Raw genomic sequence first — 26,684 nt, 5'->3', positions numbered from 1 at the left:
ACCCTTGCTTCATGCCGAACTCTCTCAAGTCCGACCGCGCAAGAACAACGCCGACCACGCTTCCCTTCCTTCAAAACATAAATTGTCAAAGAACCTAACCACTTGACTGGTTAGCTGTCCGAAAGAACGAGGCCGCTTATCCGGTACTAGGCACCGGCTGTCAAGCCGCATTTTTCAGAATTTCAGGGAAGCAACTTCCCGTCGCCGGCGACGTTGCCGCCGTCGATGAGCCAGCTTATAGGGGCCCCAACCCCACCCCGTCAATCGACAATTTTGAAAAATTCCGACTTTCGACGAGCCTGCTCCCGCCCCTCTGTGGATAAGCTTCAGGCAAGCTTCGCGCGCGCCGCAGAAATCCGCCGGATTTCACAATTCTGCAATATCAACAGGGTGTTAGGATGAATTTTCATTAACCATGTTTGGTTGGCTGGCTTAGGTGCTCAGGCAGCTTTGGCTGATGTTTGAGCAGGCTTTGCCCAATTCAAAGGCAGCCGAATGCCGTCCTTCCGCTCTGTCGTCACCCAAGCGTCACGGCACGTCCACAAAACTGCAGCGCAGTCAGACTATGACCCCGGCATCTCGAACCGCCGTGCATCGGCAACCGGGGAGCAGCACCATGAACCGCCGCGAATTCCTTTCCCTCAGCAGCATGACCCTTGGCACCACTCTTCTGGGTGGGCTGAGCCTGCCGCAGTTTGCCTTCGCCGCTGATGGCACTGTCTTTGTCTATACGGGGTCGGACCAGAACATCTCCGACTTCTGGACCAACCTGGTCTTCCCGCGCTTCACTGCCGCCCATGGCGGCACGGTGAAGATGGTGGACGCTGGCGACAACGCTGGCCTGCGCGCCATTGCCGATCGTACGCTGGCGGCCAAGGCAACCAAGACCGATCCGCAGGTCGAGATCTTCGAAGCCTTCGATCCGCGCTTCCCCGCAGACGGCATCGCCCAGAACCTGTGGGTGAACTTCAAGGAAGCCGGCCTTGCGAACTATGGCAAGATCAACCCGGCCGCCTTCGACAGCGACTTCTCCCTGCCCTATCGCGGCAGCCAGGTCCTGCTCGCCTATGACGCGACCAAGCTGAAGGCCGCTGATGCTCCCACCACCTGGGCCGACCTCGTCACATGGATCAAGGCCAACCCGGGCCAGTTCATCTACAACCGTCCCGACAAGGGCGGTTCGGGCGGCAATTTCGTCCGCCGTGCCATTCATGAAGTGAACGGCCGCGACCCCAAGGCCTTCACCATCTCCAACTACACCGCCGAAGCGGGCGAAAAGATGCTGCTGCCGGCCTGGGACGCGCTGAAGGACATTGCACCGCATCTCTATGAAAAGGGCGCCTATACCGGCGGCAACAGCCAGTCGCTGCAGATGCTCGGCCAGGGCGTTGTCACGATGGTGCCGGTCTGGTCCGACCAGGTGCTGCAGGCCATTGCCCAGGGCGTTCTGCCCGAAAACACCGGTCTGGTTCAGCTCAAGGACCTGGCCTTCTGCGGCGGCTTCTCCGCCATGACCATCCCGACCAACGCCGCCCAGCTCGACCGTGCCATGCTGCTGGCCAACTTCATGCTGTCGGAAGAGATCCAGTCGCTGATCATTTCCGACCTCGGCGGCTTCCCCGGCGTGTCCTGGGACCATGTTGCCCCGGCACTGCGCGAGAAGTATGCCGCCGTCGTTCCGAACGAGATCCCGGTGTTCCCGTCGGGCGACTGGGCAACCGCCATCAACGATGGCTGGTATCGCAATGTCGCCCCGACACTGACACGCGGCTGATCAGATGACCGACGCCGTTGCCACGGCGCCGGTCCGCATGTCCATCCAGAGGAGGGGGCTGACAGGTCTCCTCCTCGTCCTCTTTCCGGTTGGACTGCTGGGCTGGCTCATTCTCTATCCGATCCTCAATGCACTGGTGACGACGCTGACGCTTCGGACGGACCAGGGCCTCGTCCTGTCCCTTGACAGCTATGCCTCCTTCTTCTCCGACCCATACAGCCTCAACAACCTCGCCCTCACCTTCTGGACGACGGCTGTCTGTGCCGTGCTCCTCCTGGTGATCTGCCTGCCGATCGCGCTCTATCTGCGCTTCTCGCGTGGTCCGTTGTCGGCCTATGTCCAGGCTCTGGCCATCTTCCCGCTGTTCGTACCTTCGGTCATTCTCGCTTATGCGCTCATCCGAACGCTTGGGCCCAACGGCCTTGTCGACATTCTGCTGAACGCCGCCGGCCTGCCGAAACTGCCCAGTCCCTATCTCACCCCCTGGGGGCCGGTCATCGGCCTCGTCTGGGACAACATTCCGCTGACGGTGCTGATGCTCACGGCCGGTCTTGGCCAGGTGTCGGACAATGCCGTCGAGGCTGCACGGGATGCAGGGGCAAGACCCCGTCACCTGCTCCTTCACATCATCCTGCCGCAGATCATCAACGCGCTGCTCGTCGCGCTGGCGTTTGCGGTGCTCGGGATCTTCTCGTCCTTCACCCTGCCCTATGTGCTCGGCCCCGCTTCGCCGGAAATGATGGGCCCCTACATGCAGCGTACCTTTGCCGACCTGATGCAGCCGCGCATGGCCATCACCCAGGCGGTCATCACCTTTGCCATTTGTGCCGTGTTTGGTGCCTTCTACGTCCGCTCCGTCATCCGCAGCTGGGAGGTGCGCTGATGCACCCCCAGCCCGCCTCTCGGCCGAGGCCGCACACGGACTGGACCGGAATCGGCTTTGCCGTGCTCCTGTCAATCGTCATCCTGGTGCCACTGATCGTCGTGGCCATCTGGGCCTTCACCGAGGTCTGGCGTTACCCCGCTTTGCTGCCGCAGAGCTTCGGCCTGCGCTATTGGCAGGCGACGCTGTCGCGCCAGGATGTCTGGAACGCCCTGTTCCTGTCCCTGCGCCTCTCGGCGACGGTCACGTTCCTGTCCGCGCTGATCTGCCTGCCGGCCGCCTATGCCTTCGCCCGCATGGACTTCCCCGGCCGGCAGACCTTGCTCCTGTCCTTCCTCGCCACCCAGGCCTTCCCGAAGTTCGGCCTCCTGATCGCCGTCGCCGGCATCTTCCTCAGCCTCGGGCTGATCGCCACCTTCTGGGGCGTGGTGCTGATCCAGCTGGTCAACACCCTGATGCTGATGATCTGGGTGCCCGTCGCCGCGTTCCAGGCGGTCGACCGGCGCATGGAGGAGGCGGCACGGGACGCTGGCGCCGGACCCTTGCGCGTGTTCTGGTCCATCACCCTGCCCCAGGCCGGGCCGACGCTGTTTGCCGCCGTCCTGCTCACCTTCATCAACACCTTCTACGAGACCGAAGGCGCCTGGCTGATCGGCGCGCCGATGCTCCAGACCATGCCGGTGCTGATGATCATCTTCATCAACAACCAGATGGTGATCCAGTATGGCGCGGTGCTGTCCGTGCTGCTCTGGGTCCCCTCCTTCCTTGTGCTGCTGTTCTCCCGCCGCCTGATCGGCTCGCAGAGCTTCGCCAAGGGCTTCGGCGTTTGACAGGAGACGTTGCATGGCACGACTGACCTTATCCGGGCTGACCAAGTCCTTCGGCGGGCTCGACGTGGTGAAGGCGGTGGACCTTGAGGTCACCGACGGCGAACTGGTCTGCCTTCTCGGCCCCTCGGGCTCGGGCAAGTCCACGATCCTGCGCATGATTGGCGGCTTCGAGGTTCCGAGCGGCGGTGCGATCCGCATCGACGGCGAGGACGTCACCGCCGTGCCGCCGGAACGCCGGCCCACCGGCATGGTGTTCCAGTCACATGCGCTGTGGTCGCATATGGATGTCTTCGCCAACATCGCCTTCGGCCTGAAGCTGCGGCGGCTGCCGCGCGCCGAGATTCGCAGCAAGGTCGAGGCCGTGCTTGAGCTGGTCGGCCTTGCCGGCTACGGCAGCCGGCGGGTCTGGCAGCTCTCGGGCGGTCAGCAGCAGCGCGTCGCCATCGCCCGCTCGCTGGTGCTGGAGCCGAAGATCCTGCTCCTCGACGAACCCTTCGCCAGCCTCGACCAGCATCTGCGCGAAAGGCTGCGCGAGGAAGTCCGCGACATCCAGCAGCGCCTCGGCATCACCACCCTATTCGTCACCCATGGCCAGGACGAGGCGCTGGCGCTGGCCGACCGCATCGTCGTGCTGAAGGACGGCGCCATCGAACAGACCGACCGCCCGTCCGCGCTCTACCGCCGCCCGGCGACGCGCTTCGTTGCCGGCTTCATCGGCCACATGAACCTGGTGCCGACCGAGTTCCGCGCCGGCCGCTCGACCAGGCCGGAGTTCGCCCTTGCCGCAGAGGTCAGCGACGGACCGGCGGAGATTGCCTTCCGCCCCGAGGCAACCGGCGTGCGGCCTGCGCAAGGATCCGGCAATGCGGTGGTCTACCGCGTCACCGATTTCGGCACCCACCTGACCCTCGACCTGGACCTTGAGGACGGCACCCGGATCAAGGCGCATGGCTCGGGCTCCATCGCCTGGACGCCCGGACAGCGGGTGGAGGTGACCCCGGCCGAAGTGCTGCTCTACCGCGACGGTGTGCTGCTCTCCACGGAAACCCGAGCGGCAGCGGCAGCCGCCTGACTGCTCACTTGAAAGAAGACATCCATCGTGACTGACGACACCCTCGACACGGGCATCAGCCTCACCGCCGCACGGACGGCCGTGGCGCTGGAGCGAAACGGACACCGCACCTGGCTGAAGTGGCACCGTGGCCGCATCCAGCCGCTCGACGCCGAGTTCGGCCCGGCGCGCATCAGCCTCGGCATGCGCCTGGGGGCGAGCGTGGAGATCGACCTCACCGCCCATGCGGGCGGCGGCTTTGCCGTGCTGCATGACGAGACGCTGGAGCGCAGCACCACCGGCACCGGCCGCGTCCGCGACACGCAACCCGACGCCCTGCGGCAGCTGCTCCTGCGCGATGGCAGCGGAGCGGCCACCGACCAGCACGTCATGCTGCTGTCGGATCTTGCGGCGCTGGTGGCTGGCGAAACGGCGCATCACGACGCGGTGCTGCAGCTGGACATGAAGGACACCTCGGCGACGATCACGCCCGCCGACATCGACGCCTTCGTGCGCGACGTGGCCCCTGTTGCGAGGCACATGCTTCTGTCTGGCGGCGATCCGGTTGCCATTGCCGCGCTGAGCGAGGCGATCCCGGAGCTCGGCATCGGCCACGACCCCTGCCATGACGCGGTCATGCTGGATCTGCTTCGGGGCGGCGACTATCGCCGCTTCGTGGCTGACGCGCTCGACGCCAGCCCGCGCTCCACCATGATCTATCTGGACCACCGTCTGGTGCTGGCCGCCGCCGACCGGAGCGAGAACCTCGCCGCCCGGTTCCAGGACGCCGGCCGCAAGGTCGATGCCTACACGATCCGCGAGATCGGCCCGGACACCCGTCCGCTGGTGGAGCGGCTGCTGGCCCTCAAGGTGGACCAGATCACCACCGACGACGCGCTTGCCCTGTCGGCGGCCTTTGCCGGCTGAACCGGCTTCTCGGCCAGCCCCTCGCGCAGCCAGCCGGCCAGCCACGGCGTTGCCACCAGCACATCGCCGGCCGGGCCGACAGGCCCGCCGGCAAAGCCGCCGATCACGCCGCCGGCCTCCCGCACCAGCAGGGCGGCCGCGCCATAGTCATGCAGCGACAGACCATCCTCGAAGAACCCGTCGAGCCGGCCGCAAGCGACGTAGCTGACAGATAAGGACGCGGAACCCAGACGGCGCACGCCGGCCGTCGTCGCCATCGCCCGGCGCAGCGCGGCGTGGTAGGTCTCCTCGCGCACGCTCTTCACCTGTCCCGGCACGGGAAGGCCCGCGCCGATCAGCGCGTTTTCCAGCTCGGCCGCCGGGGCAACCGCCAGCCGCTCGCCGTTGAGATAGGCGCCCTGCCCGGCCTCGCCCGCAAAGAGTTCCACCTGCATGCAGTCGAAGACGACACCGCAGGTCACCTCACCTGCCTCGACGATCGCCAGCGCGATGCCGAAATGCGGGATGCCCCAAGCGTAGTTGGTGGTGCCATCGATGGGGTCGATGAGAATACGCGGCAGGCCCTCGACGCCGGCCCGGTCGGCTGCCTGCTCCTCTCCAGAAATAGCATGGTCGGGGAAACTGGCGGCCAGACGCCCGGCGATCTCGGCCTCCACGGCCACATCAACCTCGGTCTGGTAATCGCGCGGCCCCTTCAGCACCATTTCAGCGGCGGACCGCCGGCGCAGGCGGGTGCGGGCAATCACGCCGCCGGCAAGGGCCGCCATCGCCAGCGCACGCAGGCGCGGCGAGGCCGTTCCCGGCAACAGGACATCAAGCGACGCATCGGTGGCATCAAACGAAAGGGACATGGTTGGCTCCGGACTTGACTGGACGCCTGCCTAGTCCCGTTTCATGAGCCGGACATGACAGTCGGGCGAAACACCCGGATTTTTCACCGGACCAGTGCCCACGGCCCTTCAGGCCTTCGGTGTCCAGGTCGCAGGCGCGACCGGCCGCATCGCCGGGCTGACGTCCATCACCACCCGGCGCCCGCGCCCCGGCGTGCCGACAAGCTGGCCCTCGTCGATGATCACCTCGCCGCGCGCGATCACCGTCTTCGGCCAGCCGACGACCTCCCGGCCGCGAAGGGGTTGTAGCCGCAGTTGTCGTGCAGGTCGTTGGTCCCGAACACCCGCCGCGCCGCCGGGTCCCACAGCACCACGTCGGCATCGGCGCCCGGATCGAGCCGGCCCTTGCCCGTCAGGCCGAACAGCCGCGCGGGCGCGGTCGAGGTGACCTCGACGAATTTCTCCGGTCCCAGCCGCCCCTTCGACACCATGGCGTCGAACATCAGCGGCAGCCGCACCTCCAGCCCCGGCAGGCCGTTGGCGATGCGGTTGAAGGGCGCGGTCTCGCCATTGGCGAACTTGCCGCTTGCGTCCATGCGGTAGGGCGCGTGGTCCGAGGTGACAAGTTGCAGGTCGCCGCGCTGCAGGCCGGCCCGGAGCGCCTCCTGATCGGCCGTCTGGCGCTGCGGCGGGCTGCACATCACGGCTGCCCCTGCCATGCCGGGCTGGTCCAGCACCTCTTCGGTCATGAACAGGTAATGCGGGCAGGTCTCGGCAAAGACCGGCGCCCCACGGCCCCGCGCGGCACGCACGATCTCGACGCCCTCGCGGGTGGAGATGTGGAACAGCATCACCGGCTGGCCGGTCGCCTCGGCGAAGCGGCACATGCGCTCCAGCGCCTCCAGCTCGGCAAGGCGGGGATGCGACGGCGCATGGTAGCGCGGCGCGGTCAGCCCGGCGGCCAGCAGCTTTTCCACCGACCAGCGGATCAGCCCGTCGTTTTCGGCGTGGAAGCAGACCAGCGCACCATTGTCCCGCGCCGTGTCCAGCACCTTCAGGATCGACAGGTCGTCGAGCCGCACCTTGTCGTAGGTCGTGAAGATCTTGGCCGAGCGATGCCCGGCGCGCATCAGCGCGGCCAGCTCGTCGAGGTTCGTGCCGGAAATGTCGGCGACGATGATGTGATAGGCGTGGTCGATCAGAGCTCCGCGGTCGGCCAGCACGGTGTAGTCGGCCATGACCCTAGCGAGCGACATGCCGGGATGCTGCGCGGCGAAGGACACGGTCGTGGTGGTGCCGCCGAAGGCCGCCGAGCGGGTGGCCGTCTCGAACGTGTCGGCGTTCATGATGCCGGCGCCCGACAGCTGCTCGATGTGGCAATGGGTGTCGACGCCGCCCGGCATGACCAGAAGCCCGGTTGCGTCGATTTCCTTGCGCCCTTGCGCCAGGCCGCTTCCCAGCGCGGCGATGCGGCCGTCCCGGATGGCGATGTCGCCGGAGAAGCGCGCCTGCGCCGTGACAATCTCCCCCCCGCGAATGACAAGGTCAAAGCCCGTGCCCGTGCTCATATCGGTCATGCCTCATGTCCCCGTTTGTTGTTGATCTGATATACACAGTGTATACCGTCAGTGACAACGGCGCGTTCGAATATGCCTTGGTCAGCGCATGTCGGCCATCCGCTTCCTGCCTGCATCGGGTCCCAGACTGACAGGGAGCGACAGGAAGCACATGAAAACGCGACGGAAGGCCATGTTCCGCCTTCAACAGCGGACGCGCTTGACGTAAACACTTGGGCGCGTCCGGCAGCCGGACGCAAGGCCGAACTTGGGCAAGCAAGCCGGAAGGCGACGAATGACACTGCAGGACCAGACCCAGACGCTTGGCGAAAGCACCTACGAGCAACTGCGCCGCATGATTGTCAGCGGCGAGCTGTCGGCAGGCACCCGGCTGCAGGAAAAGCCCTTTGCCGACCGTCTCGGCGTATCGCGCACGCCGGTCCGCGAGGCAATCGCCCGGCTGGTCTCGGAAGGCCTTGTCACGCGCGCCCAGGGCGGCGTGCCGGTCGTCAACAAGATCTCCATCTCGGAAATCATTGAAATCCTTCACGTTCGCCGACTGCTCGAGTGCGAGACCGCCCGTCAGGCTGCCTCGGTCCACGTGCCGGTCGAGGCCATCCTGTCGCTGCGCGCCCGCACCGAACAGCTCTTGCAGCGCGGCCGCTCGTCGATTTCCGAACACGCCGATCTGGACGAGGAGTTCCACATCACCATCGCCCGGATTGCCGGTTCCAAGCTGCTCGCCGACCTGGTGCAGAACCTGAAGCAGAAGACCCGGATCTTCGACAAGGGCTTCATCCCGGACCGTTTCGAGCCGGGCCTCAACGAGCATATCGAGATCCTGGACGCCATCCTCGCCCGCGACCCTGCCCGGGCCGAGGCCGGCATGCGCCGCCATCTCGACAATGTGCGCGAGTCGATTCTCGCCTCGATCCACCGCCTCTACTGATCCCGTCGCGGCCTCGCACCCTGAGCCGGCGCATTTCGGAGCTGTGATCACAGTTGCCCGTTGACTCTGCATTCTGACGGTATACCATCGGCATGCATTCAAGCGGGAGACTTCCCCTCCATGACCGAACCGACTGCCGTGCGGCGCCCCGAGGGCGACCCGCTGCTGACCGTGACCTTTCTGTATTACCGCGATCTGCCCCGGGCGATGGCCTTCTACGAGCATGTGCTCGGCGTCGAGCTGGCCATTGATCAGGGCTGGTCGAAGATCTACCGCCTCGGCGGAACCGCCCATGTCGGCCTCGTCGACGAGACCCGCGGCTCGCATCGCGCCTCGGACCCGAAGCCGGTGCAGGTCTGCATGCGGGTGAGCGATGTCGATGCCTGGCATGCCTGGGCCGCGAGCTGCAACGTCACCGGCCTCAGCGCCCCGAAGGACAGCCCCTCGCTCGGCATCCGCGCCTTCGTCTTCAACGATCCGGAAGGTTACCAGATCGAGATCCAGTCGGTTCTCGCCTGACGCCTTGCGTTTGCCCCGGCCCCGCGCGGGCCGGGCACCTGGCCCCCGCCAGACCCAGAACGAGGGCACCAACCGCCCCGCACCCACCAGTGGAGATCAGCCAATGACCATCAATGCCAACATCCGGAGGCTGCTTGCCTCCGCCGCCATGATCGCGCTCACCAGCTCGGGCGCGCTCGCCAAGGACATCACCATCGGCCTGACGTCGGACGCCGTCCACATGGACCCGCAGGCCGGCGAGGAGCTCAGCTCCAACATCATGTATTACCATCTCTACGATCCGCTGGTGCGCCGCAGCGCGGATCTGGAGTTCGGTCCGGGCCTCGCCGAGAGCTGGAAGCTGGCCGATGACACCACCTGGGTCTTCACCCTGCGCGACGGCGTGAAGTTCCATGACGGCGACACCCTGAAGGCGTCTGACGTTGTCTTCACTCTGGAGCGCCTGAAGAAGTCGCTGATGGCGAACCTCGCCGCCAACATCGAGAGCTTCCGCGCCATCGACGACCGCACGGTCGAGATCAAGACCTTCCGCCCCTATGCGGCCCTGCCCAATGATCTGGCCGCGATCCTGATCATGTCGGAAGACCATGTGAAGAAGGTCGGCGATGCCATCGACATGAAGCCGGTCGGCACCGGCCCCTACAAGCTCGGCGAATGGGTCAAGGAAGACCGCATCGTCCTGGAAGCCTTTGACGGCTACTACATGGGCGAAGCCAAGGTCGACAAGGTCACCTTCCGTCCGATCACCAACCCGGCCACCCGCACGGCGGCGCTCCTGACCGGCGAGCTGGACATCGTGCAGGATCTGGCCGTGCGCGACGTCGCACGCGTCAAGGAAACCAAGGGCTTCGAGGTCGTCACCCGTCCGAGCCTCCTGAACCTGGTGCTTGCCCTCGACATGCGCGAGAAGAGCCCGACCATCGAGGGCAAGAACCCGATGACGGACCAGCGCGTGCGTGAGGCGATGGCCCGCGCCATCGACGTCACCACCCTGTCGCGCGCCATCATGAACGGCCTGTCGACGCCCTCGGCCCAGTATGTGCCGGCGAGCCACATCGGCCATCTTGACGGCGCCGACTTCCGCCAGATGTATCCCTTCGACGTGGAGAAGGCCAAGGCGCTGATGGCCGAGGCCGGCTATCCGAACGGCTTCACGCTGACGCTGGATGCCACCAACAACCGCTATGTCAACGATGCCCAGATTGCCCAGGCGCTGGCCTCGATGCTCGCCAAGATCAACGTCACGGTGAAACTGAACCTGATGCCGAAGTCCAACTTCTTCGGCTACATCCGCGTGCCGTCCGACAACTCCAGCTTCATCATGTCCGGCTGGGACGTGCCCTCGGGCGATGCCGGCTCGATGTATGGCGTCATGTTCTACAGCCGCGGCAAGAAGGAAGGCTACGGCCAGGTCAACCGCGGCTCCTACTCCAATCCGGAGGTGGATGCCCTCATCGACAAGGCCGACAGCACCCCGCGCGTCGAGGAACGTGACGCTCACCTGCAGAAGGTGACGGAGATCCTGATGAAGGACATTCCGATGATCCCGGTCCACTACGAGCAGGACATCTACGCCGCGCGCGACGGCGTCGACTTCAAGCCCCGGACGGACAAGTTCATCTGGGCCTACGAGCTCGACGTGAAGGAATAAGCCTCATCAGGCTTTTCCGGTCCGGCAGGAGGCGTCTCCTCACGCCTCCTGCTCTGCCCTTCCCTGCCCTCCCGGCGTCCTGCCGGATGAAGGAACTGGCGCGTGCTTGGCTACACAATCAAACGTCTGCTGCAGATGATCTTCGTGCTGTGGATCGTCTCGGTGATCGTGTTCCTGATGATGAGCTTCACCGGTGATCCGGTGTTCATGGTCATCCCGATCGACTCCACCGAGGCTGAAATCGCCCAGGCGCGGGAAATCCTCGGCCTCAACAATTCCCTCATCGAGCAATATGCCGTGTTCCTTAAAGGCATCCTGCAGGGGGACTTCGGCCGCTCCTATGTCTATCGCCAGCCCGCGCTGGACCTGATCCTCGAGCGTCTGCCGGCCACCTTCGAGATCGTGCTGGTTGCCATCGTCCTGGCAGCCGTTGTCGCCATTCCGCTCGGCGTCTACGCCGGGGCCAATCCGAACCGCGCCAGCTCGCGGGCGATCATGTCGGCCTCGCTCCTCGGCATCTCGCTGCCCAGCTTCTGGGTCGGCATGATGCTGATCTTCCTGCTCGCCGTGCAGTGGCAGATGTTTCCCTCCTCCGGCCGGGGCGACACGGTCGATCTCGGCTGGTTCCGCACCTCGCTCCTGACCGCAGATGGCTGGCATCACATCCTTCTGCCCGCCCTCACCCTGTCGCTCGGCACCATGGCCATCATCCTGCGCATGACGCGCGCCGGCATGATGGAGGTGATGCGCCAGGACTACATCAAGTTCGCAAGGGCCAAGGGCGTGTCGCGGCGCGGCATGCTCTACGGCCACGGCCTGCGCAATGCCATGATCCCGGTCGTCACCATCTTCGGCCTGCAGCTCGGCGACCTCATCGCCTTCGCCACCATAACGGAAACGATCTTCGCCTGGCCGGGCCTCGGCAAACTGCTGATCGATTCCATCTACCGCGCCGACCGGCCCGTCATCGTCGTCTACCTGATGCTCGTGGCCGTGCTCTTCGTCGTCATCAACTTCCTGGTCGACATCATCTACACGTGGATCGACCCGCGCATCACGGTGAAATGACATGGCAGCGGGCTTCCTCTCCTCCGAATTCGTTCACAACTACAAGCGCAACGCCTCCGCCATCGCCGGCAGCCTGATCCTCGTCGTCTTCGCGCTGATCGTCGTCGCCGGACCGCTGATGGTGGCGCAGAACCCCTACGACATCGCCCAGCTCGACCTGATGGATGCCTTCAAGCCGCCCATGTGGCTGGAGGGCGGCGAGGCCCGCTTTCCCTTCGGCACCGACGGCCAGGGCCGCGACGTGCTGGCCGGCATCCTCTATGGCACCCGCGTGTCGGTGCTGATCGGCCTCAGCGCCATGGCCATGTCCTGCGTCATCGGCACCACCCTGGGGCTGCTCGCCGGCTTCTACGGCGGCCGGCTCGATGCGGTCATCATGCGCATCGCCGACATCCAGCTGTCGTTTCCCTCGATGCTCATCGCCCTGTTCCTGATGTCGGCCTTTGGCACGGGCATCGACAAGGTGCTCATCTCGCTCACCGCCGTCGGCTGGGTCGTCTATGCCCGCACCGTGCGCGGCTCGACGCTATCGGAGGTGCAGAAGGAATACATCCAGGCCGCCCGTGTCGCCGGCCTGCGCGACGGCAAGATCATCCGCCGCCACATCCTGCCCAATGTCATGACGCCGCTGATCGTGGTGGCAACCGTCCAGGTCGGCACCTTCATCCTGATCGAGGCCAGCCTCTCCTTCCTCGGCGTCGGCGTGCCGATCACCGAACCCTCGCTCGGCCTCCTGATCAAGAACGGCTTCGACGTGCTGTTCTCCGGCCTGTGGTGGACCTCCGTCTTCCCCGGCATCGTCATCATGGCCCTTGTCTTCGGCATCAACCTGTTCGGCGACTTCCTGCGCGACGAGCTCAATCCGAGGCTGAAATGACCGCAACACCTGCACTTGAGGCGGTCTCCCCTAAAGAGATCCCCGCAAAGACCGGCGCCCCGCTGCTGGCCGTCGAGGGCCTGCGCACCTGGTTCCACACCTTCTCCGGCACGGTGAAGGCCGTCGATGGCGTCAGCTTTGCCCTCCGCCCCGGCGAGATCATGGGGCTCGTCGGCGAGAGCGGCGGCGGCAAGTCGGTCGTCGGCTTCTCGATCCTCGGCCTGATCGACCCGCCGGGCCGCATCGAGGATGGCCGCATCCTGTTCGAGGGCCGGAACCTTGCCGGCCTGTCCGAGGCCGAGCTGCGCCAGATCCGGGGCCGGGACATCGCCATGGTGTTCCAGGACCCGATGACCTCGCTCAATCCGCTGCACACGGTCGGCCGGCAGATGGACGAGATGCTGCAGCTGCACACCGATCTGGACGCGGCCGCGCGCCGTGCCCGCTGCATCGAGATGCTGGAAAGCGTCGGGATTTCCCGTGCGGCCGACCGTCTGTCGGCCTATCCGCACCAGTTCTCCGGCGGCATGCGTCAGCGCGTCGTCATTGCCATCGCCATGCTGGCCCGGCCGAAGCTCGTCATCGCGGATGAGCCGACCACGGCGCTCGACGTCACCATCCAGGCCCAGATCCTGAAGCTCATGCGCCGGCAGATCCGCGACAACGGCACGGCGATGATCCTCGTCACCCATGATCTGGCCGTCGTCTCCGAGATGGCGGACCACATCACCGTCCTTTACTGCGGCAAGGTGGTCGAACGCGGCCCGACCGACGACGTCATTCGACGGCCGGCGCATCCCTACACGCGCGGCCTGATCGATTCCATTCCCGACCCGGCCCATCGCCAGCCGCGGCTGAAGCAGATCCCCGGGGCAGTGCCGGACATCCGCAAGCTGCCGAAGGGCTGCAGCTTCAAGGACCGCTGCTTCCGCGCGCAGGCCCTGTGCGGCGAGCAGGTGCCGGAGCTGGTCGTTCAGGGCGACCGCGCCCATGCCTGCCACTTTCCCCTGACCGAGGGAGACAGCCGATGACGGCGATGCTCGAGGTCGAGAACCTCACCCAGGAATTCCGGCTCGGCGGCTCGCTGCTGGAGCGCATGCGCTTCGACAAGGGGCACCTCTCCTTCCCCGACAAGCGGGTAAAGGCCGTCAACGGCGTCAGCTTCCGCATCGCCAAGGGCGAGGTGATGGCGCTGGTCGGCGAGTCCGGTTGCGGCAAGTCCACCGTCGCCAAGACCATCGCTCGCATCTACCGCCCGACCGGCGGCAAGATCCGCATCGAGGGCGAGGACATCGCCGGCTACGGCGTCCGCGAGCTTTTGCCCGTGCGCTCGCGCATGCAGATGATCTTCCAGGACCCTTACGCCTCGCTGAACCCGCGCCAGCGCGTCCGCGACATCGTTGCCGAACCGCTTCTGGAACAGACAACGGGCGCCGCTGCCCGCCGCGAGGTGGCCGAGCGCACGCTGGCGCTGCTGGCCAAGGTGGGCCTCAACACCGAACACGCCGGCCGCTATCCGCACCAGTTCTCCGGCGGCCAGCGCCAGCGCATCGGCATCGCCCGGGCGCTGTCGGTCAACCCGGGCCTCATCATCGCCGACGAACCGGTCTCCGCCCTCGACGTGTCGATCCAGGCGCAGATCCTCAACCTGATGATGGACCTGCGTGACGAGTTCGGGCTCGCCTATCTCTTTATCAGCCATGACCTGTCGGTGGTGCATCACATCGCCGACCGCGTCGGCGTCATGTATCTCGGCTTCCTCGTCGAGACCGGCCCGCGCGAGCACATCTTCTCCGCTCCGCGCCATCCCTACACGCGGGCGCTTCTCTCCGCCGCGCCCTCCATCGAGAAGACGCGCAGCCGGCCAGAGATCGAGCTGAAGGGCGAGGTGCCCTCGGCCCTCGACCTGCCCTCGGGCTGCTGCTTCCGCACCCGCTGCCCGCTCGCCTTCGAGCGCTGCCGCCTCGAGCGGCCGACCCTGAAGCCCATCGGCGGTGGCGCAGAGGTTGCCTGCCATCTCACCGACGAACCGGATCGCGACAGAGCCTGACATGACCACGACCATCGCCCTTCCCCGTCTGCCGCTCGGCGATCCGCACGACTGCACCGACGCCAACGATGAGCTGACGCTCTATCAGGCCTTCTACGACACGCTGATCCGCCGCACGGACACGGGCTATGTCCCGCATCTGGCCGAGACCTGGTCCGTGGAGCCGGATGCGCGCACCTGGACCTTCATCATCCGCGCCGGCGTCCGGTTTCACGACGGCAGCCCCTGCGACGCGGCGGTCGTTGCCGCCTCGCTGGACCGCATGGCCCGCGAGGACAAGGGCTACACGCTGGGCTCACCCGCTGTCTGGCGGCAATATCTCGGCGGCGCACGTCTGGATGCCAGAGGTCAGGTCCTGACCGTACATCTCGCCCGTCCGATGGCCGACCTTCTGGATGTCCTCGTGCAGGGCTTCATCGTCGCGCCTTCGGCCTTCCCGCGTCTGGATGCCGGGGAACGCACCGCGATCTGCGGCACCGGCGCCTACATCTGCGAGAGCATCGGCGAGGGCGAGGTGATCGCCCGCCGCAACCCCGACTGGTTCGGAACGCCGGCGAAAAACGCGACCCTGCGCTTCCGGCTGGAGGCTGATCCGGTCCGCCGGCTGGCCATGGTGGCCGATGGGCGAGCCGCGCTCGCCAATTCCATTCCGCAGCCGCTGGTCAATGCCGGGCCTCCGGCGGGCGTGCAGTTCAAGCGCTTCACGATCCCCGTCTGCATCATCTATCTGCTGAATGCCGCCAAAGGCCCGCTGGCCGACGCGAGGGTGCGGCGCGCCCTGTCGCTGGCCATCGACCGCACCCGCATCATCAGTGAGGTGGTGCCCGATGCGGCCACGCCCCTCAACGGCTTCGTCAGTCCCCTGCATTTCGGCGCCGGTCGCGCGCCGGTCGAGGGGCCGGATCTGGCAATGGCAAAGGCGCTTCTGGCGGAGGCCGGCCACGCCGACGGGCTGACGCTCGCCGTCGATTGCCCGACGCGCCTGCCCGACGAAGCCGAGCGGCTGACAGCCATCCTGGGGAGTGAACTTGCCCCGCTCGGCGTGCGGCTTGACGTGCACTATCACAGGGATCGCGAGGCCTATGCCCACATGGTGCGGCGCAAGGAGATCCGCGATCTCTGCGTCTTCGATTCCAGTCCCCTCTCCACCTTCCGCATCCTTTACGAGAAGATCGACAGCCGCGTTGCCGGCGCCTGGTGGGAGGGGTACCGCAACCCGGACGTGGAGCGCCTGATCGACGCCGCGCGCACCGAGACCGATGATCGCCGCCGCCAGCACATCCTTGAGGAGGCCTATGCCGAGCTGCAGCGCGACCCGCCCTGGCTCACGCTTTACAATCCGATCCGCACCATTGCGCTGCGCGGCGCGCACCCCGGCTTCGTCATGCCCGTGGACGGCGTGATCGACCCGGCCACCCTGCCGCTTCTGCCGGAAGACGGGGCGCCGGCATGAGCAGGACCATGACCGGGGGCAGCGAGGCCGACCTGATCCTGACCGGCGGCTGGGTCATCCCAATGGATCCGGCCCGCCAGATCATCGAAAACGGTGCCGTTGCGGTCCGTGACGGCCGCGTGCTGGCGGTCGGTCCCGCGGCGGACATCGCCGCGGCCTATACGGCAGAGCGTATCATCGACACCACCGGCAAGGCCGTTCTGCCCGGCTTCATCGATGCCCACGCCCATGCCGGCCACGGCCTGATCAAGACCATGGCCATGGACGGCGGCGACCGCTGGGAGGAGATCTGCGGCGAGGTCTACACCACGGGCTCAACGCCGGAATTCTGGTATGCCGAGGCGCGGCTGGCTGCGCTCGAGCGCCTGCGCTTCGGCGTCACCACCGGCGTTTCGCTGCTGGGCGGCGGTGACACGATCCTGCGCAGCGACGATCCCGTCTATGGCAGCGCCCACATCGAGGGCGTGCTGGAGGTCGGCACCCGCTCCATCGTCGCCGTCGGGCCGACCCGCGCCCCGCATCCGCGCCTCTATGCCAACGGTGCCCGGGATCCGAAATCCGTCGACTTCGCCACCCAGCTCGCCACGTCGGAAACCTTGCTGGCCCGCTGGCACGGCGCGGGTGACGGCCGCATTCGGCTGGCCCTGATCTATCCGGTGCTGCGCGACGAGCATGCGGAAAAGATGTCAGCGGCAGACTTTGCGGACGCCTGCGCTCAGGCACAGCGTACCCGGGCCCTGTCGCGCGAGGCCGGGGTTCTCTTCACCCAGGATGGCTACACAAAAGGCGCGGTCCTGCGCGCCGAGGCGCTCGGCCTCCTCGGCCCGGATGCGCTCCTCTCCCACGCCACCAACCTCACGGACGAGGAAATCGCCATCGTCGCGGCCACCGACAGCCGCATCGCCCACAACCCCTCGGCCATCGCCTCGATCCTTGGCCGCTGCCCTGCCATCGAACTGATGCAGGCCGGCGTTACGGTTGCCATCGCGTCGGATGCGACCGCCCCGGACCGCTCCGGCGACATGTTCCGCCACATGCAGCAGGCCATGCACTATCATCGCCGCCATTTCCGTGATCCGCTCGTCCTGCCGCAGGGCAAGGCGCTCGAGATGGTCACCATCGACGCCGCCCGTGCTGTCGGTCTCGAAACCGAGATCGGCTCGATTGAGCCTGGCAAGCGCGCCGACATGATCGTTGTAGGGCTGGACCGGCCGCATCTCGCCCCCGCCAACATGGTTGTTCACCGTGTCGTGTGCTTCGCCAATGGCAATGATGTGGACACGGTCATCGTCGGTGGTGAACTCTGCCTTTCGGGAGGCAAGGCACTCAAGGTGAGCGAGAAAGCGATCATCGCTGACGCCAACCGCGAGGCCGAGGCCATGATCGACCGCATCGGTGCCCGCGCCGATCTGGCCCTGCCCGCCCATTTCTGGGGCACCCCGCGCCCCGCCATGCCGGAGACCGTCGCATGACGCTGCATATCCTCAATCCCAACTCGTCGCGCGTGGTCACCGACGGAATCGACGCCGCCATCGACCCGATGCGCGCCGTCAGCCCGGTGGAGATCCGCTGCCACCTGCTCGCCGAAGGCCCGGCCGGCATCGAGACCCAGGCGCATGTTGACGGTGTCGTGCTGCCGCTGCTCGCCCAGGCCCGCGCGCTGGAGGACGGCGCCTCCGCCTTCGTCGTCGCCTGCTTCTCCGATCCCGGCCTTGCCGCCCTGCGCGAGCAAAGCCGCAAGCCCGTGCTCGGCATCGGCGAGAGCGCCTATCTGACCGCGCTGACGCTCGGCCAGCGCTTCGGCATCCTGTCGATCAAGCGCGGCTCCGTGGCCCGCCACATCAAGACCCTCGGCGCGATGGGCCTTCTCGACCGGCTGGCGGCCGACCGTCCGATTGACCTCGGCGTCGCCGAACTCAATGACAGCGACCGCACCTTTGCGCGGCTCACCGCCGTCGGCACGCGGCTGCGCGACGATGACAGCGCCGACGTTTTGATCCTCGGTTGCGCCGGGATGGCGCGCTATCGCCTTGACCTTGAAAACACCCTCGGGATACCGGTGGTCGACCCATGCCAGGCGGCCACCGCCATGGCCATCGGCCGCATCGCCCTTGCCCGTTGTTCCTGATCCTGAACCGGAAGCCTGAAAATGACCCGACTGACTGAAACGGCCCGTGGCGTCTATGTCATTGCCGCCACCCCCTTCACCGACAGCGGCGAGATCGACTTCGACAGCTGCGACCGCATGGTCGACTTCTACCTCGACGCCGGCGCGACGGGCCTCACCGTCCTCGGCATCATGGGCGAAGCCCCGAAGCTGACGACGGACGAGTCCTCGACCATCGTCGCCCGCATCCTGAAGCGCGTGAACGGCCGCGTGCCGATCGTCGTCGGCGCCTCCGCGCCGGGCTTCGCCCAGATGCAGGACCTCACCCGCCGGGTGATGGATGCCGGCGCGGCCGGCGTCATGGTCGCCCCTCCCGGCTCCCTGCGCACCGACGACCAGATCGTCACCTACTACACCCAGGTGGCCGAATTCCTCGGCGACACGCCCTTCGTCGTCCAGGATTTCCCGCTGACCACCGGCGTGCAGATGGCCGTTCCCGCGCTTGCCCGCATCTTCAACAGCCTGCCGACCGCCGTCTGCCTGAAGCACGAGGACTGGCCGGGACTGGCCAAGATCACGTCCCTGCGCAAGGAAGGCACGCTGAACCGCCGCATCTCGATCCTCTGCGGCAACGGCGGCGTCTTCCTGCCGGAGGAGATGGAGCGCGGCGCCGATGGCGCGATGACCGGCTTTGCCTATCCGGAGATGATGGTCTCCGTGGTCGAGCACCACGGCAAGGGGGACATGGAGCGCGCCCGCGACCTGTTCGATGCCTATCTGCCGCTCGCCCGCATGGAACAGCAGCCCGGCGCCGGCCTTGCCATCCGCAAGTACATCATGTTCAGGCGCGGCATCATCGCGAGCCCGGCGCAGCGCAAGCCCGGCGCCAACCTCGATGCCCTGTCGCGCGCTGAAATCGACACGCTGATGGCCCGTCTCGACCGCCGTCTCAAGGAACTCGCATAAGGAACGCTCCCATGGATCTCGGACTGAATGGCAAGCGCGCCCTGGTGCTGGGCGCGAGCCGCGGCCTCGGCCGCGCCATTGCCGAAGTGCTGGCGCGTGAAGGCGCGCATGTCATCGCCGCTGCCCGCACCGCCTCGGCCATCAACGAATGGGCCGCGGCCCTGCCCGGCGCGAAGGTCACCGCCCTGCCGCTTGACCTGACCAACCTTGCCGCCATCGACGCGGCGCTCGACAAGCTGCTCGCGGACGGCGGCGTTGACATCCTCGTCAACAACATCGGCGGCCCGCCCCCGGGCCCCGCACTCACCACCGACCGCGCCCTCTGGATCGCCCAGTTCGAGGCGATGGCCGCCAACCTCTTTCACCTGAGCGGCCGGCTGATCCCGGCGATGCAGGCGAAGAAGTGGGGCCGCGTCATCACCATTGCCTCGTCGGGCGTCGAACTGCCGATCCCCAATCTGGCGCTGTCGAACGGCATCCGCTCCGCTGTCGTCGGCTGGTCGAAGACGCTGGCGTCCGAGGTTGCCCGCGACGGCGTCACCGTCAACGTGGTGCTGCCCGGCCGCATCCACACCACCCGCATCGACGAACTGGACGCTGCCGCCGCCAAGCGCAGCGGCAAGACCGTTGAGGAAACTGCGAAGGCCTCGGCCGAGTCGATCCCGATGGGCCGTTACGGCCGGCCGGAGGAATTCGCCGACATGGTCGCCTTCCTCGCCTCGGAACGGGCCGGATATGTCACCGGCAGCATGATCCGCATCGACGGCGGCGCCACCCGCAGCCACTGACAGCTGATCTGTCCAGAAGGCCCTCCCTTGCCGCAGTCCCCTCTCCCCCCTTGAGGGGGCAGAGGGGGGTAATCGGCCTCTCGGATCCAAAGAAAGCTGTTCCCTTGCCGCGACGCTGCACACCCCCCTCTGTCTGCTGACGCAGACATCTCCCCCTCAAGGGGGGAGAGGGGTGCAAGCCGCATGGCAGCACAGACCGCCCTCGCCCTCGTCATGTCGGCCAAGGCGTAGTGCCGCATCGAACACTGGATACCGCTTCGTTCAAAGAAAAAGGCCCCGCCGGTTCGCCCGGCGGGGCCTTTCGCGTTCAGCGATCCGCGACCGGTCAGGCCGGCTGCATCTCGAGGGCGAAGCAGGCGGCCCGGCCAATTGGTGTCTCGCGATCCTTCGGCGCTTCCACCTTGCAGCGGTCCATGGCGACCGGGCAGCGCGGATGGAAGGCGCAACCGGAGGGCGGATTGATCGGGTTCGGGATCTCGCCCTCCACCGGTTTGCGCCGCCGGCCCGACATGGCAAGATCCGGCACCGCGTCGAGCAGCATGCGCGTGTAGGGATGCTGCGGCTGGCGGAACAGAGACTTGCCCTCCGACACCTCGACAAGGCGGCCGAGATAGAGCACGCCGATCCGGTTGGCCATGTGGCGGACCACCGACAGGTCATGGCTGATGAACAGATAGGTCAGTCCCAGCTCATCCTGCAGGTCGCGCATCAGGTTGAGGATCTGCGCCTGCACGGACACGTCCAGCGCCGAGGTCGGCTCGTCACAGACGATGAACTCCGGCCGCGACGACAGCGCGCGCGCAATGGCGATGCGCTGGCGCTGGCCGCCGGAGAACTCGTGCGGGTACTTCTCCGCATCCTTTGCCGACAGGCCAACCGTGTCGAGCAGCTTGCCGACCTGATTGGCGGCATCCGCCCCGCTCGCCAGACCGAAGGTATGGATCGGCTCGGCGATGATGTCACCCACATGCCAGCGTGGATTGAGGCTCGCGAACGGGTCCTGGAAGATCATCTGGAACCGGCGGCGGATCGCGCGCATATCCGCACCGACGGTCCCGGTCATGGGCGTGCCGTCAAACAGGATGCGCCCGGACGACGCAGGGATCAGCCCGACGACCATCTTGGCGATGGTGGACTTGCCCGAGCCGGATTCGCCAACGAGCGCAAAGGTTTCTCCCTTGCGGATCTCGAAATTGACGTCGGCCACGGCTGTCAGGAACTGACGGTCTTCCCGCTCGATGACGCGGTTCAGCCAGGGCTTGGAGACATCGAAGCGCCGCCACAGGTTCTCGACGCGGATCAGGGCGTCAGACATGGCTCATCTCCTTCTTGTACAGCCAGCAGGCCACCTGCCGTCCGCCGGGGCGGTCGATGGGGTCTGGCCGCTCCGTGTAACAACGGCCGAAGGCGTCACCGCAGCGCGGGTTGAAGGCGCAGCCCTTCGGGATCGACGTGAGACGCGGCATCGCACCCGGGATCTGCACCAGCCGGTCGCTCTCCTGCGTCAGGGTTGGGATCGAGCCCATCAGGCCACGGGTGTAGGGATGCTCGGCGCGCGTGATCACGTCATGCACCGGGCCGATCTCGGCGAGGCGTCCGGCGTAGAGCACCGCTACCCGGTCGGCCGTCTCGGCGATGACGCCCATGTCGTGCGTGATCAGCATGACGGCCGCGCCGCGCTCGCTGCAGATCTCCTTGATGAGATCAATGATCTGCGCCTGCACCGACACGTCCAGCGCCGTTGTCGGCTCGTCGGCGATGACGAGTTCCGGCTCGGCCGCCAGGGCCAGCGCAATCACCACGCGCTGGCGCATGCCGCCGGAGAAGTGATGCGGGTAGTCGTCGATGCGCCGGGCCGCAGCCGGAATGCCGACGCGGTCAAGCAGGGCAATCGCCCGCTGGCGCGCCTCGGCCTTGGACACCGGCATATGCGTCAGGATGGTCTCCGTCAGCTGCTGCGCGATGGTGTAGAGCGGATTGAGGCTGGTCAGCGGATCCTGGAAGACCATGCCGATGCGGCGGCCGCGGATCTTGCGCAGCCCCTCGGGCGGCAGGTTGTCAATCCGCTCGCCCTTCAGGCGGATCTCGCCGCCGGCAATCCGGCCTGGTGGCTCAAGCAGACCGATGATGGCCGCGCCGGTCAGCGACTTGCCAGCCCCGGACTCACCCACGACGCCGAGGACTTCGCCGGCATGGATGTCGAAGGAGACCTTGTTGATGGCGGTCAGGGTGCCGCGACGGGTGGGAAACTCCACGACCAGATCGCGGACGGACAGGAGAACGTCAGCCATGGCTCACCTCAGGCGCGGGTTGAGCGCGTCGCGCAGCCAGTCACCAAGCAGGTTGACCGAGAGCGCCAGCGCCAGGAGGGCAATCGACGGGAACAGCAGGATCCACCATTCGCCGGAGAATAGGAAGCCCTGGCCGATGCGGATAAGCGTGCCCAGCGAAGGCTGGGTCGGCGGGACGCCGACACCGAGGAAGGACAGGGTCGCCTCGGCAATGATCGCCAAAGCCAGATGGATCGTCGCGATCACGAGCACCGGCCCCAACACGTTCGGCAGGATGTGGGAGACCACGATACGGGCAGGATGCACGCCGATGACGCGTGCCGCCTGCACATATTCCTTGTTCTTCTCCACCATGGTGGAGCCGCGCACGACACGGGCGAAGGGCACCCACTCCGAAAGACCGATGGAGACGATCAGCACCCAGATCGCCAGTTCCTCGCGCATGTCCTGCGGAATGAAGCCGCGAGCCACGCCGAAGATCAGCAGCGCGATCAGGATCGAGGGGAAGGACATCTGCACATCGGCGATGCGCATCAACAGGCTGTCGACCCAGCCGCCGCGCCAGCCCGCCATGAGGCCAAGGCCGATGCCAAGGATCATGCCGAACAGAACCGCCGAAAACCCGACGAACAGCGAGATACGCGCGCCATAGAGGATGGCAGAGAGAATGTCGCGGCCCTGATTGTCCGTTCCCAGCAGGAACACATTGCCGGTGAAGGCATTGGGTTCGCCCGGTGGCGTGAACCCGTCCATCAGGTTCAGGCTGGCGGGATTGAAGGGATCATAGGGCGCGATCCAGGGAGCGAAGATCGCGGGCAGGATAATGGCCAGAGCCACCACCGTCGCCAGAATGGCGACGGGCGAGCGGCGAAAGGAATAGGCGATGTCGCTATCCCAGGCACGAGCGAGGGCGTTCATCTGGTTTCTCCCAACGGAGCGACCGGGGCCGGCACCGGCTGCACGGCAAGGCGTGGCGGGCGGGCATCGCTGGAAAACGGGATCTGAAGGGTGGCTTTTGCGCTGCTGTCCATGACGTCGGCCTCGTCTCAGTGACGCGCCGACGCGCGGTCGATGCGCAGCCGGGGATCAACAACGTAGTAGAGCAGGTCGACGATGAGGTTGATCACCACGAAGATGAAGGAGATCAGCAGCAGATAGGCGGCCATCACCGGTACATCGACGAATTGCACGGAATTGATGAACAATGCGCCAACCCCCGGCCACTGGAACACCGTCTCGGTGATGATGGCAAAGGCGATGATCGAGCCGAGCTGCAGGCCGGCGATGGTGATCACCGGAACCAGCGTATTCTTGAGCGCATGACCGAAGTTGACGGCGCGATTGCTGAGCCCGCGGGCCCGCGCAAACTTGATATAGTCCGTGCGCAGCACTTCCAGCATTTCGGCCCGCACCAGGCGCATGATCAGGGTCATCTGATAAAGGCCCAACGTGATCACCGGCAGCACGAGCGAGGCCCGGCCGGAATCCGTCAGGAACCCTGTTGTCCAGCCGCCAACCGTCACGGTCTCGCCCCGTCCGAAGCTTGGCAGCCACTGCAGTTCGACTGCGAACATCCAGATCAGCAGCACGCCGATGAGGAATGTCGGCAGCGATACGCCGATCAGGGACGTCGACATGATCGTGGCCGAAACCACGCCGCGCCGGTTCAGCGCGGTATAAACACCAAGCGCCACGCCAGCCACAAACGCGACAACACCTGACACAAGCGCCAGCTCCAGCGTGGCAGGCAGCCGCGACAGGATCAGCTCCATCACCGGCTGCTGCAGCCGGTAGGAGATGCCAAAGTCTCCCTGCACGGCCCGGCCGATGAAGTCGAGGAACTGCACCAGGACAGGGTCATTGAGGCCAAGCTGTTCGCGCAGTGCCTCGCGGTCGGCGATGGTGGTTTCCTGACCGACGATCGCGGCAATCGGATCGCCGACGTAGCGGAACATCGTGAAGGAAACCAGTGAGACGACGAGCATCACGAGGACGGACTGAACCAGCCGCCTCAGAATGAATGCAATCATGGTGAGTCCCCGGAAAAGCAGCCGGAGCCCCCTTCTGCGTGGGGCTCCGGCATCGTTCAGGTCAAGATTACTTGAACTTGACGGTCGTCAGCTTCGGCTGGTTTTCCGGATGCACGGCGATGCTGATGTTGTCGCGCGTCGCATAAGCCAGCAGCTGGTTGTGCACCGGCAGCAGCACGCGGTCCTTCTGCACCTGATCCCAGATCTTGGCGACATTGGCGTTGCGGGCGTTGCTGTCGATCTCGGTCGCCAGCGACTTGATCATCGCATCGACTTCCGGGTTCAGGTACTTGGTCGCGTTCCAGCCACCACGCGCGCCTTCCGGCGAGTGGATCAGGAAGTCGAACACATAGGCGCTGTCGAAGGTCGGAACGCCCCAGCCGAGCAGATAGAAGTCGGTCTCGAACTTCTGGATCAGCGGGAAGTGCAGCGTGCGCGACTGCGACACCAGGTTGGCCTTGATGCCGATGCGGCCGAGCATGCCGACATAGGCCTGGCAGATGGCCTCGTCATTCAGGTAGCGGTCGTTCGGGCAGTTGAGGTCAACCGAGAAGCCTTCCGGATAGCCGGCTTCGGCGAGCAGGGCCTTGGCCTTGTCGTAATCCGGTTTCGAATAGGCATCGAGTTCCGGCGTCCAGCCGCTCACGAACGGCGGCATGGCGACGCCGGCCGGCAGAGACTGACCACGCATCACGACCTTCATGATCGCATCGCGGTCCATGGCGAGGTGAAGCGCCTCACGCACCTGCGGCTTCTTGAAGGGGTTGTCCGGCGTGTTGGCCGAGCGCAGCTTGTCGGAGCCCTGATCATAACCGAAGAAGATCGAGCGGTTTTCCGGGCCGGTGGTGACGGCGACGCCAGCCGTGCTCTGCAGGCGCGAAATGTCCTGCACCGGCACGTCCTGGACAAAGTCGACCTCACCCGACAGCAGGGCAGCGACGCGGGTCGCAGCTTCCTTGATCGGGGTGTAGACGATTTCGGTCACTTCGGGCTTTGCATCCCAGTGGCCATCAAAGTGCTGAAGGACAGTACGCACTTCCGGATCACGCGACACGACCTTGTAGGGGCCGGTGCCGTTGGAATTGCGGACGGTGTACTTCTCTTCGGCGTTCTTGCGGTCCTGCGGCATTTCCACGGCATTCGCCGTGATCCAGCCCTTGTCCATGATGAAGAAGTTGGTCAGGTTCTGGACATAGAGCGGTGACGGGCCCTTCATCTTCACCTTGACGGTGTAGTCGCCATCGGCTTCCGCGCTGACGACTTCGGCATGCAGGCCCTTGAAGTCGGACGTTTCCTTGCGGACGCGCTCGAGCGAGGCGACCACGTCTTCCGCAGTCATCGCGGCGCCGTCGTGGAACTTCACGCCCTCACGCAGCTTGAACACCCATACCGTCGGATCGAGCGGATCGATGTTCCATTCGGTCGCCAGACTAGGCTGGAGCGTGCCATCAATGGCGCGGGTCACCAGCGTCTCGTAGATGTGATGCAGCAGGGTCGAGGTCGGGCCCTCGTTTGCCGAATGCGGATCCAGCGTCAGCGCGTCGCCGACACGGGCCCAGCGCAAGGTCTTTGCCTCTGCTGGAGCGAAGGTCAGCGCCAGCGCTGCACTGGCCAGCAAAGCAGCAGTCGTCCGGCGCAGCAGCGCCGACCGCATCAAACCGAAACTCATGGAGTTCTCCTTCCACTTTTCCTGTTGTTGCCGACCGTCACCGGCCGGGCAGCCATTTTTGTTCCCCTTAGCTGACCCAGGAGGATTTTCTTTCCTCTCTTAGCGGAGCGCGACAAAAGAGCACTCCAGCCAGAGCCAAGCTTAAGTGATATTACTTATGGGGATTGGAACTTCAAGCTTCAATGGCCAAAAGATCTTCAAGATCAATATTTTGCATTTTCACCCCCTCTCCTGCCTGTGGCAAACATCTGAGAATTCAGGGCTTTTTGTAGGGATGACTTACCTCGGACACTCAATGTTTCTTTGAACGCGGTCAGTATACATGGGCAAAAATTACGATGCCCGATGACTGATGAACCGGCTGCCCTGTCACGCCATGCTGGTTCGTTTCCGGCATTTTCCCGGCGTCCGGCGA

The 26,684-nt window shown here is 65.7% G+C and carries 22 protein-coding genes and 2 pseudogenes; 17 read left to right on the top strand and 7 right to left on the bottom strand.

The features are described from left to right. Nucleotides 1-616 precede the first annotated feature (616 nt). The 5 genes and pseudogenes from OVA12_RS03330 to OVA12_RS23870 form a co-directional block, all read left to right on the top strand. A complete protein-coding gene (locus tag OVA12_RS03330) occupies nucleotides 617-1,774 on the top strand; it encodes an extracellular solute-binding protein (RefSeq protein WP_268134484.1) in 1,158 nt (385 codons plus the stop codon). Between the two features lie 4 nt (nucleotides 1,775-1,778). After that, complete coding sequence (locus OVA12_RS03325; protein WP_268134482.1) at nucleotides 1,779-2,657, top strand: ABC transporter permease; 879 nt, start codon at nucleotides 1,779-1,781, stop codon at nucleotides 2,655-2,657. Beyond that, on the top strand, nucleotides 2,657-3,487 hold the full coding sequence (locus OVA12_RS03320; protein ID WP_268134480.1) for an ABC transporter permease: 831 nt from the start codon (nucleotides 2,657-2,659) through the stop codon (nucleotides 3,485-3,487). The genes OVA12_RS03325 and OVA12_RS03320 overlap by 1 nt, the downstream gene beginning before the upstream one ends. A gap of 13 nt (nucleotides 3,488-3,500) precedes the next feature. Beyond that, on the top strand, nucleotides 3,501-4,559 hold the full coding sequence (locus tag OVA12_RS03315; RefSeq protein ID WP_268134478.1) for an ABC transporter ATP-binding protein: 1,059 nt from the start codon (nucleotides 3,501-3,503) through the stop codon (nucleotides 4,557-4,559). Between the two features lie 183 nt (nucleotides 4,560-4,742). After that, nucleotides 4,743-5,372 (top strand): annotated as a pseudogene (locus OVA12_RS23870) (glycerophosphodiester phosphodiesterase); the annotation flags it as partial. Here the strand turns inward: OVA12_RS23870 and OVA12_RS03310 are convergent. Both OVA12_RS03310 and hydA read right to left on the bottom strand, forming a co-directional pair. Next, entirely contained in the window at nucleotides 5,345-6,316 is a 972-nt protein-coding gene (locus OVA12_RS03310) for an inositol monophosphatase family protein (RefSeq protein ID WP_268134476.1), read from the bottom strand. The pseudogene OVA12_RS23870 and the gene OVA12_RS03310 sit on opposite strands and share 28 nt — an antisense overlap. 108 nt (nucleotides 6,317-6,424) lie before the next feature. Beyond that, nucleotides 6,425-7,872, bottom strand: a pseudogene (gene hydA / locus OVA12_RS03305) (dihydropyrimidinase). A gap of 274 nt (nucleotides 7,873-8,146) precedes the next feature. On the opposite strand from hydA, the gene OVA12_RS03300 reads away from it, so the two are divergent. From OVA12_RS03300 to OVA12_RS03245, 12 genes are all read left to right on the top strand, one after another. Then, a complete protein-coding gene (locus OVA12_RS03300; protein ID WP_161677051.1) occupies nucleotides 8,147-8,800 on the top strand; it encodes a GntR family transcriptional regulator in 654 nt (217 codons plus the stop codon). Nucleotides 8,801-8,920: 120 nt separating this feature from the next. Further along, nucleotides 8,921-9,319 (top strand): VOC family protein, encoded by a 399-nt coding sequence (locus tag OVA12_RS03295; protein WP_268134471.1) that lies wholly within the window; start codon nucleotides 8,921-8,923, stop codon nucleotides 9,317-9,319. Between the two features lie 103 nt (nucleotides 9,320-9,422). Then, the gene (locus OVA12_RS03290; RefSeq protein WP_268134469.1) at nucleotides 9,423-10,970 is read left to right on the top strand and encodes an ABC transporter substrate-binding protein; all 1,548 of its coding nucleotides are present in this window, start codon (nucleotides 9,423-9,425) and stop codon (nucleotides 10,968-10,970) included. 102 nt (nucleotides 10,971-11,072) lie between these two features. Further along, nucleotides 11,073-12,038 (top strand): ABC transporter permease, encoded by a 966-nt coding sequence (locus tag OVA12_RS03285; RefSeq protein ID WP_106751226.1) that lies wholly within the window; start codon nucleotides 11,073-11,075, stop codon nucleotides 12,036-12,038. Between the two features lies 1 nt (nucleotide 12,039). Beyond that, nucleotides 12,040-12,915, top strand: coding sequence for an ABC transporter permease (locus OVA12_RS03280; protein ID WP_161677055.1), 876 nt, complete (start codon nucleotides 12,040-12,042; stop codon nucleotides 12,913-12,915). Continuing rightward, the gene (locus OVA12_RS03275) at nucleotides 12,912-13,946 is read left to right on the top strand and encodes an ABC transporter ATP-binding protein (RefSeq protein ID WP_268134466.1); all 1,035 of its coding nucleotides are present in this window, start codon (nucleotides 12,912-12,914) and stop codon (nucleotides 13,944-13,946) included. Before OVA12_RS03280 ends, OVA12_RS03275 begins: the two co-directional genes overlap by 4 nt. Continuing rightward, nucleotides 13,943-14,965, top strand: coding sequence for an ABC transporter ATP-binding protein (locus tag OVA12_RS03270; RefSeq protein ID WP_268134464.1), 1,023 nt, complete (start codon nucleotides 13,943-13,945; stop codon nucleotides 14,963-14,965). The genes OVA12_RS03275 and OVA12_RS03270 overlap by 4 nt, the downstream gene beginning before the upstream one ends. Nucleotide 14,966: 1 nt before the next feature. Next, nucleotides 14,967-16,418, top strand: coding sequence for an ABC transporter substrate-binding protein (locus OVA12_RS03265; protein WP_268134462.1), 1,452 nt, complete (start codon nucleotides 14,967-14,969; stop codon nucleotides 16,416-16,418). Beyond that, nucleotides 16,415-17,890 (top strand): amidohydrolase family protein, encoded by a 1,476-nt coding sequence (locus OVA12_RS03260; RefSeq protein ID WP_268134460.1) that lies wholly within the window; start codon nucleotides 16,415-16,417, stop codon nucleotides 17,888-17,890. The genes OVA12_RS03265 and OVA12_RS03260 overlap by 4 nt, the downstream gene beginning before the upstream one ends. Then, a complete protein-coding gene (locus tag OVA12_RS03255; protein WP_268134458.1) occupies nucleotides 17,887-18,546 on the top strand; it encodes an aspartate/glutamate racemase family protein in 660 nt (219 codons plus the stop codon). The genes OVA12_RS03260 and OVA12_RS03255 overlap by 4 nt, the downstream gene beginning before the upstream one ends. Before the next feature lie 21 nt (nucleotides 18,547-18,567). Further along, on the top strand, nucleotides 18,568-19,491 hold the full coding sequence (locus tag OVA12_RS03250) for a dihydrodipicolinate synthase family protein (protein ID WP_268134456.1): 924 nt from the start codon (nucleotides 18,568-18,570) through the stop codon (nucleotides 19,489-19,491). Nucleotides 19,492-19,502: 11 nt separating this feature from the next. Continuing rightward, nucleotides 19,503-20,279: an SDR family oxidoreductase gene (locus OVA12_RS03245; RefSeq protein ID WP_268134454.1), complete on the top strand. Its 777-nt coding sequence runs from the start codon at nucleotides 19,503-19,505 to the stop codon at nucleotides 20,277-20,279. A gap of 325 nt (nucleotides 20,280-20,604) precedes the next feature. Here OVA12_RS03245 and OVA12_RS03240 read toward each other — a convergent pair whose 3' ends face one another. From OVA12_RS03240 to OVA12_RS03220, 5 genes are all read right to left on the bottom strand, one after another. After that, nucleotides 20,605-21,594 (bottom strand): ABC transporter ATP-binding protein, encoded by a 990-nt coding sequence (locus OVA12_RS03240; protein ID WP_268134452.1) that lies wholly within the window; start codon nucleotides 21,592-21,594, stop codon nucleotides 20,605-20,607. Then, nucleotides 21,587-22,570, bottom strand: a complete 984-nt coding sequence (locus OVA12_RS03235; RefSeq protein ID WP_268134450.1) for an ABC transporter ATP-binding protein — start codon at nucleotides 22,568-22,570, stop codon at nucleotides 21,587-21,589. The genes OVA12_RS03240 and OVA12_RS03235 overlap by 8 nt, the downstream gene beginning before the upstream one ends. A 3-nt stretch (nucleotides 22,571-22,573) precedes the next feature. Further along, a complete protein-coding gene (locus tag OVA12_RS03230) occupies nucleotides 22,574-23,488 on the bottom strand; it encodes an ABC transporter permease (protein WP_268134449.1) in 915 nt (304 codons plus the stop codon). 128 nt (nucleotides 23,489-23,616) lie between these two features. Further along, nucleotides 23,617-24,600, bottom strand: coding sequence for an ABC transporter permease (locus OVA12_RS03225; RefSeq protein ID WP_268134446.1), 984 nt, complete (start codon nucleotides 24,598-24,600; stop codon nucleotides 23,617-23,619). Between the two features lie 67 nt (nucleotides 24,601-24,667). After that, complete coding sequence (locus tag OVA12_RS03220; protein ID WP_268134444.1) at nucleotides 24,668-26,269, bottom strand: ABC transporter substrate-binding protein; 1,602 nt, start codon at nucleotides 26,267-26,269, stop codon at nucleotides 24,668-24,670. Nucleotides 26,270-26,684: the final 415 nt, after the last annotated feature.

It is taken from the genome of Pannonibacter sp. SL95 (assembly GCF_026672425.1).
Taxonomy (GTDB): Bacteria; Pseudomonadota; Alphaproteobacteria; order Rhizobiales; family Stappiaceae; genus Pannonibacter.
The sequence above is the reverse complement of the archived record's forward strand: the minus strand, read 5'-3'. Positions and strand labels throughout refer to the sequence as shown.

Coding starts and splice junctions, on each gene's coding strand:
- OVA12_RS03330 (WP_268134484.1), top strand. CDS start 617: ATGAACCGCCGCGAATTCCTTTCCCTCAGCAGCATGACCCTTGGCACC.
- OVA12_RS03325 (WP_268134482.1), top strand. CDS start 1,779: ATGACCGACGCCGTTGCCACGGCGCCGGTCCGCATGTCCATCCAGAGG.
- OVA12_RS03320 (WP_268134480.1), top strand. CDS start 2,657: ATGCACCCCCAGCCCGCCTCTCGGCCGAGGCCGCACACGGACTGGACC.
- OVA12_RS03315 (WP_268134478.1), top strand. CDS start 3,501: ATGGCACGACTGACCTTATCCGGGCTGACCAAGTCCTTCGGCGGGCTC.
- OVA12_RS03310 (WP_268134476.1), bottom strand. CDS start 6,316: ATGTCCCTTTCGTTTGATGCCACCGATGCGTCGCTTGATGTCCTGTTG.
- OVA12_RS03300 (WP_161677051.1), top strand. CDS start 8,147: ATGACACTGCAGGACCAGACCCAGACGCTTGGCGAAAGCACCTACGAG.
- OVA12_RS03295 (WP_268134471.1), top strand. CDS start 8,921: ATGACCGAACCGACTGCCGTGCGGCGCCCCGAGGGCGACCCGCTGCTG.
- OVA12_RS03290 (WP_268134469.1), top strand. CDS start 9,423: ATGACCATCAATGCCAACATCCGGAGGCTGCTTGCCTCCGCCGCCATG.
- OVA12_RS03280 (WP_161677055.1), top strand. CDS start 12,040: ATGGCAGCGGGCTTCCTCTCCTCCGAATTCGTTCACAACTACAAGCGC.
- OVA12_RS03275 (WP_268134466.1), top strand. CDS start 12,912: ATGACCGCAACACCTGCACTTGAGGCGGTCTCCCCTAAAGAGATCCCC.
- OVA12_RS03270 (WP_268134464.1), top strand. CDS start 13,943: ATGACGGCGATGCTCGAGGTCGAGAACCTCACCCAGGAATTCCGGCTC.
- OVA12_RS03265 (WP_268134462.1), top strand. CDS start 14,967: ATGACCACGACCATCGCCCTTCCCCGTCTGCCGCTCGGCGATCCGCAC.
- OVA12_RS03260 (WP_268134460.1), top strand. CDS start 16,415: ATGAGCAGGACCATGACCGGGGGCAGCGAGGCCGACCTGATCCTGACC.
- OVA12_RS03255 (WP_268134458.1), top strand. CDS start 17,887: ATGACGCTGCATATCCTCAATCCCAACTCGTCGCGCGTGGTCACCGAC.
- OVA12_RS03250 (WP_268134456.1), top strand. CDS start 18,568: ATGACCCGACTGACTGAAACGGCCCGTGGCGTCTATGTCATTGCCGCC.
- OVA12_RS03245 (WP_268134454.1), top strand. CDS start 19,503: ATGGATCTCGGACTGAATGGCAAGCGCGCCCTGGTGCTGGGCGCGAGC.
- OVA12_RS03240 (WP_268134452.1), bottom strand. CDS start 21,594: ATGTCTGACGCCCTGATCCGCGTCGAGAACCTGTGGCGGCGCTTCGAT.
- OVA12_RS03235 (WP_268134450.1), bottom strand. CDS start 22,570: ATGGCTGACGTTCTCCTGTCCGTCCGCGATCTGGTCGTGGAGTTTCCC.
- OVA12_RS03230 (WP_268134449.1), bottom strand. CDS start 23,488: ATGAACGCCCTCGCTCGTGCCTGGGATAGCGACATCGCCTATTCCTTT.
- OVA12_RS03225 (WP_268134446.1), bottom strand. CDS start 24,600: ATGATTGCATTCATTCTGAGGCGGCTGGTTCAGTCCGTCCTCGTGATG.
- OVA12_RS03220 (WP_268134444.1), bottom strand. CDS start 26,269: ATGAGTTTCGGTTTGATGCGGTCGGCGCTGCTGCGCCGGACGACTGCT.